The sequence below is a fragment of the Stieleria maiorica genome (assembly GCF_008035925.1).
In the GTDB taxonomy this organism is placed as follows: Bacteria; Planctomycetota; Planctomycetia; order Pirellulales; family Pirellulaceae; genus Stieleria; species Stieleria maiorica.
In genome coordinates, this window is the sequence record NZ_CP036264.1 from 6,523,164 (window position 1) to 6,535,042 (window position 11,879).

Sequence of the window (11,879 nt, forward strand, 5' to 3'; positions counted from 1 at the left end):
TGCATGCTTGGCGGTGTTACCGATCGGTGCGTCGTCGGCGGCGGATCATTTTAGTCCACGTAAAGCGGCCCGCCCCGATCGATCGTTCATCCTGCGATCAGTCCGGCTCGCTTATTGCGTCTGGAACGGTTGATGCCAGGGGCTCCACGAGGACCACTGGCCGGTGTCACTCTGCTGGCGAACTCGACAATAGTAAACGCGATTGGAACCGAGTTGGTGTGTTGTTTCGGAGACTCCGACAAAGCTTCCGGTCTCCGACCCAACTGTCAGTCGGTACTGCTCGCGACTCGGTTTGGACTGCCAGACGATTTCATCGCCCGCGTTGTCGTCGGCGATCTCCACTTGCCACGCGCGTTGGCTCCCTGGTCCTCGGTACGGTGTCTTGATCAAAACCGGATTCTTCGAGCAGACGACCGGACCGATCGGCTTGGTCGAGACAACGAAGTTGTCAATCCAGCGAGCCTGATCGACGGGAGAGCCCTGGTTCCAATAGGCTTCCAGGAACACCGCGTTGATGCCGCGCTCGCTGAATTTTCCACGCCAATCGAGATTGCGTCTCTCCGCTTCCAGCCGGCCGTCAATCCACAATTGGTTCACTCCATCCTGCTCGCCGGGAGTATTCAGCTTGGCACGGGCTTCGACGCAGACCCACCAGCCGGCCCCATCGTCGCCGTGCAATTTGAACCGCGATGCCGGTTTGTTTCCGAGCCAGCGGAGGTTGTCGAAGTCGTTGTACCTGGTGGTGACCACACGACTTTCACGGACTCCCGATGCCGGGTCCAATGTGAGTGCCTCTCCACTGCTCCAGACGTGTGCGATCATCGCCTGCCGCCAACCGGGCGGCACCAGGCTGGTCGCGCGGGAAAGCTTGGCCGGACCACCGCCGTTCCAATCGCGAGGATGCTTCACGTAGATTCGCCAATAGACATCGCCGAACGTTTCCTCGCCGCGGACGACATGCGATCGATGAGTGGGCGAGTCACCAAAAAAGACTTTGCGGCCGCCGATGCCGCGACTCCCTTTCGGGTATTTCATGAGGAGCGATTTCCCGACGCCGCCGAAACGCGTCCGGTCAACGACATCACCGCTCTGCTCGGCATAGCGTGATTGGTTTTTGTCATCGTCAAAGTCGTCGTGCCAAATCACCGCCGGATCACTCGCAACCGGCTGCGGATCGAGCATGACCAAACTGTCGATTCTTGGGGATTCCGGAGCATCTTGGGCTGCCCCGATCGAGCAACCAAGCACAAGCCAACAACAAGTAACTGACATTCGTCTCAATGACCTATTCAATCCCTTCATCTCGTGATCCCTCGGAATGTTCACACCAATATCCGCGTGACGTCAGGCCCTGAGCCGTTCATGAATCCTAACGCCGCTTCGCACATTGAGTGTATCATTCCGTTCCGTGTGCGGTGCAAGCAACCTTCCTGCCAGTAAACTGGCGCTGTCCAGCTAGACGTACATTCGACCGCATCTCACTTGGATTACAATTCGACCGAGTGTTCCATCCCGCCAGTTCAAACCTATCGTTCGCTGATGCCATCTCCCCGCCTTTGCCTTCTCCTCGTGGTTTTTTCTGCTTTGGCAGTCGTCGACAGGACATCCGCGCAGGAGCGTCCTTACGACGTGTTCCCCGAAGCCAAACCTCCTTACTTTCGTGTGCGCTACAAGCCATCAACCGAACCGGGCGAATTAATCTTTGCCGTGAACTACACCGTATGGATTCCACAAGGTGTCGAGACACTGCGTGGGATTGTCGTGCATCAACACGGTTGTGGCGAGGGTTCGTGCAGTTCCGGCCTGACGGGTGCATACGACCTGCACTGGCAAGCATTGGCCAAGAAACACAATTGTGCCTTGTTGTCGCCGTCGTATGAACAACCCGAAAAGGCTGAATGTCAGATGTGGTGCGACCCACGCAATGGATCGGCTGCCGCCTTCGATCGCTCGCTCGTCGATCTCGGCAAGTTGTCCGGGCACCCGGAACTTGCCTCCGTCCCGCTTGCACTTTGGGGACACAGCGGAGGTGGGCACTGGTGTGGTGGGCTGGTGCTGACGCAACCTGAGCGTGTCGCAGCAGCATGGCTGCGTTCGGGCGTGCCCCTGCTGGTCGCCAATCCCGATCGACCAGCGATCAAACCGTACACTCTGTCCAGGGCAGCATTGCGCGTTCCAATCATGTGCAACCCCGGCACCAAGGAAGGTGTGACCGTGAAAGACGGTCGATTCGCCAAGGTTTGGCCCGCGAACCTCGCCTTTTTTGAAAAGGTCCGTGGTAGTGGGGGCCTGCTCGGAATAGCAATCGATCCACTGACCGCTCACGAATGTGGTAATTCGAGATATCTGGCGATCCCTTGGCTGGACCAATGTCTCAGTCTGCGCTTGCCTGACCAGCCGGGGCAGGCTCTGCGAGAGATTTCTCTTGAAGGGGCATGGCTGGCCGAGCCAACCGGTGCGACCGCAACCCGTGCCGCGAAATTCGAAGGTGATCCACTCAAGGTGGGATGGCTCCCAAATGAGGCCATCGCCGAAGCGTGGATGCAATTCCGAAAGGATACAAACGTGGTCGATGCGACACCGCCTCCGGCGCCATCACGAGTGGAGCTGGATGGGCACCGGCTGCGTTGGTTTGCCGAGGCAGATGTTGAAAGTGGGATTCAGAAATTCATTGTTCTTCGCGACGGCAAATTTCTGGCAGAAGTCGCCGGTAGCGGCAGGAATCGCTTCGGACGCGACTTGTTTCAGAACTTGCAATACAGCGATACCCCTGCTCAACCGCTGGCCAAAATGGAGTTCGTTGATGAAGCAGCGGAGCAAGCTGTCGACCATGGTTATTCGGTGGTCACCGTGAACACAGTGTGCCTGAAATCGATCCCCACCAGCGCAGTCCCCGCTGCTGGTGGCAATGATTGACCGCGATTGATGAATGTTCGGCGCCCACCCATAACGCTATTGTTTCTTGTCAATCTTGACGACGTGCGTCTGCCGGAGCAGATTCTGCCAATCGCCGAGTTGGTCAAGCGAATCGATTGACTGGAAACAGGGGACAAGCACATCGAGTTCGGACAGCAATGTGTCGATGTTGTCGGCTTTCTCCAGTGATCGTTTCCGCAAGGTCGACTCAAAGACAGGCGGGCCATCCAAGGAAGGCGAGTCCGCGGGATAAGACTGGTACCTCTCGGCTCGAGTTCCCTTTCGGTAGTAGTCGTAACCTTCGTAACCCGCCGCATCGCTGACCTGAACACGCAGCGTCGCAACCCTCAGCTCTTTCGAAATCGTGGTCGCGAGTTCATTCAGGTTGCGAATCCTGTAGTTACCCAATGCATGCAGACTCGTCCAAGGCAGCGGTGAATCCCCGTCCGTCCAGGCCATCAAGGCGATGCCGTCAATCGAGGGCAATCCCTCCCGCGGCTGCCAACTTCGCGAATCGGCAAACTGGTTCGCCAGCCAACTCGCAACACGTTTGGTGCCGGCTTTCGCCAAAACCAGCTCGTAGCTCCCGTCGTGCAGCATCAACCCGACCATTCGTTTCGGTTTCGCGAGGCTCGGGGCGTACCGAGAAATTAACTCTCGCATCTTTTCACGGTCAGCCTTGCGCGTCGGAAGCTGGTCGGTGAGCGTTTCGTCCTTGTAGGTGATGGTTGTCTGCGCTCCAGCTTTCAACAGCATTTCGGTTAGTTCAAAATTGGCATTTTTCGTGCTGTGAAAGACAGGTGGCCTGCCATCGGCAATGGTGACTTGATTGACGTCGACACCTTTCTGGATCATTAGCGTTGCCAGCGACACCGTGTCCGGGTTGTCAGCATCGGAGTTTTGGCAGACCCGTTGCAACAGTGTCGATTCCGGACCATCGCCGCCCGGTCGGATGGCCGCGATGTTGGGCTCAAGCCCTCCATCGATCAACTCTCGGAGTTGCGACCAGTCTTCGTCCTGAATTGCCGCATGCACCTTGTACCAAACGTCGGGTTGATTCGGTGAACCGGCATTTTTCAGTATTTCCACACAACGCTCGTAGTCAGCACGTTTTTCGATGGCGAACTCCGGATACTTCAAGACGGCCATCCACTCGAACTCCAGGACGGTTCGTGCCGACTCTCCGAACGAGCTTTGGTACAGAGCGTCAGCCCCGCTCTGAATGCACTGCTCCAACCATTCCGCGTTCAATGTTCGTGCAAGCAGCATCAAGCAAGAATGGCCAACCGCATTGGGTAAGTTGATGTCCGCGCCCGCATCCAAGAGTGGTTGCGTACGCCGCTCGAATTTCCGGCTCCCGTATTCCTGCGAGGCGTAGGTCATCAACAACGGGGACGCGCCTGCGAATTCAGCCGCACCGGATAACCTGTCACGGTTTCTTTGATTCACGTCGCAGCCCAGCTCGATCAACAGTTGCAACGTCGCCGGTCGTCCGTGCAGCGTAGCGATCGATAAAGGTGTCCAGCCGTCGAACTCGGGCATACCGCAGAGCGAATTCCACTTCACGCCTTGTGAATCTGCCTGGCGCAGAGCATCCAGGTCATTGTTATTGATGGCAGTTTCGATCTGCTGGGCGGTCATTCTTGGTGCATCCGCCTCGGTCAACTCGAAAAACAACTTGCGGGTTGACCCGCCGATCTCTTGCGCCAACTCGGCAGCGGCCGCTCCTTCACGCGTCGTCTTCTCTAGATCGGCTCCGGCTGCGATCAATGCGGGAAGCACGTGGCGCGAAGCTTCGGTGATCGCCACGTGCAGAGGAGTCAGGCCGTCTTTGTCTTTGAGGTCGGTTTTCAACCTGGGTGATTCAGCTAGCGACGCAACCACTTCAGGCTGGTCCCAAAACGCAGCGACATGCAGAGGCGTGCTTTTGTCGTGATCGCGTGCGTTGACGTCGGCTCCGGCCTCAATCAACGCTCGTGCTGCGGCGACTTGCTTGGCTTCAATCGCAACGTGCAGCGGCGGCGACCCGAACGCGGTGGGCCGGTTCAAATCGGCCCCGTTCTTCATCAACAGCGCGAGGCATGGGAGGTGTCCGAAACGAGCGGCCAGATGCAGTGCCGTCCAGCCCATCGCCATTCCGCCCGTCTCGCAATCGTCCCAGGACGTGTGATAGAGCATCATACGTTCGCCGGTCGAAAAAGGTGTCGCATCGTGACTGATCGCCGTGACGTCCGCACCGGCTTCGATCAGTACCTGGGCAACCTGTTCGTATCCGGCGCGACAAGCCAGCATCAGTGGCGTATGCCCCAGCGTGGACTTGCGGTCATCAACCGCTTCAACCGACTCACCAGATGCAAGCAGCGTCATCACCTCGTCCGAACGACCTTTCTCTGACGCCAGTAGTAGCGACTGACTCATGTTGTCTCCTCGGGGCAGCCTGCGTGAATTGGCTAGAATTGTCGCAGCGCATGACATTCGCGAGATGGCGCCAGTTTATTGCACCAACTCTCTCTGCCGGCTACGATTGCCCTGCATGAAGTTGCAAGGTGTCCGATAGCTCGGGCCATTGTAGCGACCAGCTCACACGGGGCGAACGTCCGAGCAATGCTATTCACGCTGACCGGATAGCTGTAAACAGCATCGACGAGCGACTGAAGTCATGCGATCTTCGACTGTATCCACAACCGGAGGCTTTTCGTGAGGGGGCCGTTCGCTGCTGGCGTCACAGCACTTCCGATCGCTTTCCGCAACGCTGCGTTCGTCGTCATTGCCAATAGGGTTTCTGCCGAGACGCGATCAGGTTGCTCCTTGTTCAGCAGCAGCGCAAGATCATCTTCGGTCAACGCCTCGCTGCGGGACAGGTGCCACATCGCACGCCGCACGATGTCCGGATCAGGGTCATTGAGCGATTGCCGGAGACTGGAGGTGAAATCGCCCGAAGGGTCGGCGGCCAATTGCTCGATCGTCGCCTGTCGTACCCGAACCGAATCGTCCGTTAGGAACGGCAGCAGCCTTGAGATCACGTCTTCCCGAACATCGGAATTCGGCAGCCAGGATCCAAGCACCCGAATGACCGTGGAACGCTGTAAGAAGGTTGATTCGCTCGTCAGCACCGACGTCAATCGATCAACGAGCCTGTCATCCACGTCTGTGAGATTGCTGACCAAGGCGATCAGCTTTGACTGAAGAACGGGATTTTCTTCCGCTTCGATTTGGGCGAATAAATGGCCTTGCAGCGGTGTCAAGTCTGCCCCGAATCCGTCCATCGCGTCAACGACCGCCCAGCGATGTGTCTTGGGAAGATCATTCAAATTGTCGAAGAACCATCGTTGGGCGTCTTCCGATTTAGCGAACATGAATTTTGCAGTGGTGACGCGGCCGAAGTGACCAGATAGCAGGTCGGCCGCCGCAGCCTGGTATGCCCTCGGATCCGATTCATCGATCTCGCCGCGGTGCATCAACACGCTGATCGCGACCGATTGCTCTTCCTCCTCTCCATTTTGGTACAGCATCCACAATTGTTGATTCGTGCCGTGGGACATGACCAGTGTGCGATAGTCGTCACGGTTTGTCGAACACACATCACGGACAAAGTCACCACGACAAAGCCGATCGCACAGATCCTGGCATTGCCCGGCAGTGACTTTCTGTTTTCCGATCGCAGCGCCCAGCCTGCTGTTGTTGTTCCGGTGTAACCGTCCAATCAGCTGCCCAACTTTGGCGTCATCCAGCGGTTCGAGATGCTCCAGCATCGCTGCCGCAGCCCAGCGCGTCTTCGGGGCGTCGTCGTCGAGTAACTCCAGAATCGTGTCCCACGCTCGTAACGCGTAGGGTTGAAACGGGGCAAATTCCTTCGTGGCTTGAACGAGGTTGTGATCGCCGACGAAGTTGGCATGATACCTGCGTACGGCAGCGGCGATATTGTCCACGTCAAACGAGTCTGGCTTCACGTCGAACGAACCCAGATGTGGTGGCGTTGACACGTTTTTTGGCCGTCTGGATTTCTGTCGTTGTTTTTCGATCGCTTGCGACCTTTTGCCAGTGATCTGTTGAAGTCGCGAGACGATACTTCCCCAGGGAAACTGGGGGTCGGGCATCAGCAAGGCTCGAACGTCAAAGTCGTCGTCGTCAATGTCTTTCGGTTCTGCGAACGAATAGAAGTCGCTCGGGGGCAGCCGAACATCATGTTCAAGACAATGATCGGCCAAGCGTCTTGCGTCAGCTTTCAGCGTCGGTTCGATGGTCTGCTTGCGCTCACGAAGCAGCGTGTAAGCCGCAGTCGCCGCCAGCAGCGGGACGGGCTCCGAATCGCTCAACGTCTCGCCATTGACGATCTGTTGCAGTGTTTGGAAGTGCTCCCGTTGGGCACCGCCTCCACTCAAATAGCTACAGGACAACAGTGCGGAACTGCGAACGAATTCGTGTTCGTTCTTGTCCTGAGCGACGTCCAGCAACGTCCGACAGGACGCGAAAGCATGAGCGGGAAAGAATGCCAAGATGTAGGCTGCGGCGACGGCCGTTCGCGGGTCAGAGTCCTGCACCAGTGCTTCGTACAGCGGTGCACCCGTCCCCACCGCCAGATAGCATTCCAATCCCTCTGGCTGACTGCAATGTTTGCCCTTATTGTCGTCGTCATCTGCCAGGGCCAGAAAATCCGGGAGTTTAACGTTGGATCTGATGTCCTCGGCAAACCCCACCGCGAAGGCCAGCAACGTTTCCAGAATCTTCGCCTTGTCCGGCACGTCCTGGTAACGCAGCATTTGTTGCAGGACACCGATCGCCGGGACTGTCGCCGAATAGACGCTGCCCTGGTGAAACAGGTTGCAGGAAAATGAGTAAAACGTACTGCGTCGTTTCTCCGGATCCGGGTCCAGGACCGACTTGAGTTGATCCGGTACGTCGATCGCAGTCCCATACGCGTAACTGAGATCCATCCACGGAATCTCGTCGATCATCGAGAGGTCAGGTTGTCCAGGAAGGTTGATCGCAGTCAAGGTTGAGCCCCGCGAATCGATAGAGTCGGTCCAGTCTGTCCGACACAATCTAACACGTGTCTGCTGCATTGTTGTGTGGCAGATCGGCAACCAAACAGAGCGACAACAAGAACGACGTGGGGGAAACTTGCTAGAATGCCCCTCTTCTTTGCAGCGTCACAGATCCTGGTGATGACGGAACTGAAATCGGCAAACAACGGCAATGGCATGATGATGGACCGCATGAACCTGATCGAACTGCGAGACCGGCTGACGACTTTGTTCGGCATCGTAATTCTTGGCCTGTCCGGTGCTGCTTCTGCTGCGGAGGACGCGGACGCTCCGGACGTCTTGTTCATTGTCGTAGACGACATGAACGACTGGATTTCCTTGCTTGATCCTGACGCTCCGATCAAGACGCCGAATCTTGAGCGGCTGGCACGGCGCGGGATGTTGTTTACACGCGCTTACTGTGCTTCGCCGGCTTGCAACCCTTCGCGAGCGGCCACGCTGACGGGGCTGCGGCCTTCGACAACGGGTGTCTATGGCAACAAGAGCGATTGGCGTGGTGCGGTGCCCGATCGCAGGACGATCATGCAGCAGTTCATGGTCGCCGGATATGACGTGCGCGGAGCCGGCAAGATCTTTCATCATCATCTGGGCGGAGCCTTTCACGATGACGAATCGTTCCGCAATTTCCAGCCGATGCGTCCGCAGAAATATCCGCCGAACAAACTGAACGGCGCTCCCGAGTATGGTTCGCCCAACACCGATTGGGGACAGTGGCCGAGCCGGGAGGAAGACTCGATTGATTTCCATACGGCCAGCTACTGCGTCGGCGTACTGAGCCGCCCGGCCAGCGGTCAGCCACTGTTTCTTGCGTGTGGAATTTACAAACCGCATTCGCCGTTTTTTGCTCCGGCTGATTACCACAACGCCTACGGCGACATCGCACTGCCGGCTCGAAAAGAAGACGACTGGAGGGACCTTCCAGCCGGTGCGGCTTCGTTGCTGCGCAGCACGAAGTGGTTCTGGCAGGGAATGATGAATGTCGAGAAGAAGCAGGAAGGCTCCTACCAGAACTTCATTCAAGCGTACGCGGCCTGCACGGCTTTCGCCGATGCCCAGATCGGTCGCGTGCTCGATGCGCTGGACAAGAGCCCGCGACGCGACAGCACCATTGTCGTGCTGTGGTCAGACCACGGCTTTCATCTGGGTGAGAAAGACCACATTGAAAAATTTGCCTTGTGGGAGAAGAGCAATCACATTCCCTTCATCGTGGTTGCTCCCAGCGTAGCGAAGCCCGGCAGTCGTTGCCGTCGGCCGGTGGACATGACGTCGCTTTATCCGACCTTGCTGGAACTGTGCGGGCTGCCCGCCGATGCGAATTGCGACGGCGACAGTCTCGTACCGCTGCTCCGTGATCCAAACGCGAAGTGGATTTCGCCGGCGATGATGACTTACATGCGAGGCAATCACGCCGTGCGAAGTGACCGCTGGCGCTACATCCGTTATGCGGATGGTAGTGAAGAACTCTACGATCACGATGCGGATCCAAACGAGTGGCACAACCTCGCGGGGCAGAAGCGTTATGCCGAAGTCATCGCCTCGCATAGCAAGTGGCTGCCGACAACCGAGGCGAAACAGGTGCCGGACTTGAAGAGGCGCCAGCCCAGACCCGAGATTAAACGATGAATCCGGCGGCATCAACAATCTTCAATTTATTGATTGTCGTTCGTGCGGCGTTGCTGCCATCGGCCGCCACGAAGGAGTCTGTCGCCGCTGTTAACGTGTTGTTCGTCGCGATCGTCGATCCGCGTCCGGCCACCACTGGCCTTTCTCGGCAACACAGCTATCTGCCCGGTATGATCCCAGGAAATGCAGGCCACTAAGACTAAATCGCGGGGAGGCAACGGCGAGCAATGACCACAATCCTGATGCTGCTCACACTGATTTCGATTGCCGGCAGTGGGCTGATGGCGGGCTTGTTTTTTGTCTTCTCCGTTTCGGTGATGAATGCTCTGGCACAGATGCCTGCGCAGGAAGGCATGAAGGCGATGCAGCTGATCAATCGCACCATCCTTAACGCCTGGTTCCTCAGCGCGTTCTTTGGAACGGCTCTTGCCTGTTTGCTCCTCGCAGCCGTCTCCACATGGCGGCGTCCGCCCGACTCTGGCTGGGCGATCGCTGGAGCATGCCTGTATTTGCTGGGCGGTTTCATGATCACCGCATTCTTCAACGTCCCGCTCAACAACTCGCTCGACAAGCTGTCGGCGGATGATCCGGCGAGTCACGCAGAGTGGACGCGTTACGTTGCGATTTGGACTCGCTGGAATCATTTTCGCGCAGCGGCATGTATCTTGGCGTGCGTTCTGCTCGCGATTGGGCTGCCGTAGTAGCGGCTGAAAGCAAGTCTGAACTTCAACAGAACGAAATGAAAAAGCGAAAACGGTGCTTGTGCTTGGTGCCACGGGCGCAACCGGACGACTGCTGACTGACGAAGCAACTGCTTGACCAAGGCTAGAGGGTCAAAGCAATTGTTCGATCCCCAGGGGCATTGCCGGCTTCAACGCGGCGGTCAGATTCACCGCTGCGCCGAATCGAATGACGGAATGTGCGTTGGAGGGGCCAAGCTCGGCGGCGAGTCGGGAGGCCTTGATACGCTACACTCAAATCGACGTCGATCTGTTTTTGAACCATTCAAGGGCCTTCGCGAGAAATTACGTCCGCCGGCCTCAATGGAGAATCGCAATGCCCAAGATGATGGTAATGGCTACGATCTGCTGTTTCCTCTTCATCGGCCTTCCCGTCCAGCTCATCCGAGCCGAGATACTCATACCCCGTGGCAAAGAATCAAGGTGGTCGTTCAAGGACGACGGAAAGGAGCCCGGTGCCAACTGGAAGAAGCCCGGTTTTGATGATTCGCAGTGGAGACGCGGCGCCGGCCCGTTCGGATTCGGCGAAGCCGACATTGCTACTGTCGTTCGACCCGGCGGCGGCGAGGGGGCCGTCAGGACAACCACCTACTTTCGGACGACTTTTGACGTGTGCTCCCCCGCAGTATTCACTCACCTGTTGCTGACCGTGCGCGCCGATGACGGATACGTTGCCTACCTTAATGGGACGGAACTTCATCGTTGGAACATGCCTCAGGGCAAGGTCATGCCCGATTCGTATGCAGCCGAATGGCGCAGCGCTCCGCTTGAAGAGTTGTACCAACGATTTTTCCTGACGTCCGAAGGCCTCGCCCGGGGACACAATGTTCTGGCGATCGAGCTCCACCAGGGTGGTAAGGAGAGCAGCGATCTGTATCTTGACTTGGCCCTTGCTGGGATATCAAAGGACGCGGGAGGACGCCCGCTGGTACCAGCGGGAGCACGGGAAGTCACACGCCTTTTTAACAAGGCCCATTACATTGGCCCTAACACTCAAATTCCCGACGGTTTCTTGGACGGTGGTCGAAGCATGCAGGTCGACGAGTTTGGGTACGTGATTTCGGGGCGCGAACTCCTGTTGGTCGACCGTCGCAATGACGGCCAATTAACGGAACACCTTCGCTACGCACGATCGCAAGGGATGCTGAAGCTTAACGAGCTCGACCGGGCGACAAGAATCGCTCGCTATGTCGACCAGGTTTTCACCGCGTCGGAAGGCCGCAGTGCGAGCGAATACCGCACCCGCCAATACCTCGCCGACCGGTATTCATCACAAGAGGTGTTGTTGGGGGACGTCCCGCTACTTTGCGGTGCAGGAGTTTGTCGGCACCGCGCGTTGCTATTCAAGCTGATGGCAGACGAGGCGGGATTGAATGCCGCTCTTGTGCGCGGAAACCTTGGAATCGACGAGGCAACTGCCCGGGGAGCCGTTGTTTTCATGTGAGTCGCACGGGAGTTCCCTGCCGATACCGGATGCCGAAAATGCGTTTCGTCCCGCGACGATAGCCATGCGAGTTTGGAAGCGTCCTTCGTGCGATCGGTTTCATCGACCGCT

Annotated in this window: 8 protein-coding genes; 5 read left to right on the forward strand and 3 right to left on the reverse strand. The window is 57.5% G+C overall.

Features of this window, described 5'->3' with window-relative positions; translation table 11 throughout:
- Positions 1-111 precede the first annotated feature (111 nt).
- Positions 112-1,182: a hypothetical protein gene (locus Mal15_RS22150; protein ID WP_147869765.1), complete on the reverse strand. Its 1,071-nt coding sequence runs from the start codon at positions 1,180-1,182 to the stop codon at positions 112-114.
- Between the two features lie 300 nt (positions 1,183-1,482).
- Here Mal15_RS22150 and Mal15_RS22155 point away from each other — a divergent pair, with 300 nt between their 5' ends.
- On the forward strand, positions 1,483-2,916 hold the full coding sequence (locus Mal15_RS22155; protein ID WP_233902959.1) for a PHB depolymerase family esterase: 1,434 nt from the start codon (positions 1,483-1,485) through the stop codon (positions 2,914-2,916).
- Positions 2,917-2,952: 36 nt separating this feature from the next.
- Here Mal15_RS22155 and Mal15_RS22160 read toward each other — a convergent pair whose 3' ends face one another.
- Together Mal15_RS22160 and Mal15_RS22165 are read right to left on the reverse strand one after the other, a co-directional pair.
- Positions 2,953-5,334 (reverse strand): ankyrin repeat domain-containing protein, encoded by a 2,382-nt coding sequence (locus Mal15_RS22160; RefSeq protein WP_167546987.1) that lies wholly within the window; start codon positions 5,332-5,334, stop codon positions 2,953-2,955.
- A gap of 239 nt (positions 5,335-5,573) precedes the next feature.
- On the reverse strand, positions 5,574-7,871 hold the full coding sequence (locus Mal15_RS22165) for a HEAT repeat domain-containing protein (RefSeq protein WP_167546988.1): 2,298 nt from the start codon (positions 7,869-7,871) through the stop codon (positions 5,574-5,576).
- 261 nt (positions 7,872-8,132) lie between these two features.
- Here Mal15_RS22165 and Mal15_RS22170 point away from each other — a divergent pair, with 261 nt between their 5' ends.
- The 4 genes from Mal15_RS22170 (at position 8,133) to Mal15_RS22185 (ending at position 11,768) form a co-directional block, all read left to right on the forward strand.
- Entirely contained in the window at positions 8,133-9,584 is a 1,452-nt protein-coding gene (locus Mal15_RS22170) for a sulfatase (protein ID WP_261344640.1), read from the forward strand.
- Positions 9,581-9,781 carry a hypothetical protein gene (locus Mal15_RS22175; protein ID WP_147869769.1) on the forward strand — a complete coding sequence of 67 codons (201 nt, stop codon included), beginning with the start codon at positions 9,581-9,583 and terminating at the stop codon, positions 9,779-9,781. Before Mal15_RS22170 ends, Mal15_RS22175 begins: the two co-directional genes overlap by 4 nt.
- A gap of 30 nt (positions 9,782-9,811) precedes the next feature.
- Entirely contained in the window at positions 9,812-10,285 is a 474-nt protein-coding gene (locus Mal15_RS22180) for an anthrone oxygenase family protein (protein ID WP_147869770.1), read from the forward strand.
- Positions 10,286-10,640: 355 nt separating this feature from the next.
- Complete coding sequence (locus Mal15_RS22185) at positions 10,641-11,768, forward strand: EDR1-related protein (protein WP_167546989.1); 1,128 nt, start codon at positions 10,641-10,643, stop codon at positions 11,766-11,768.
- Positions 11,769-11,879 lie beyond the last annotated feature (111 nt).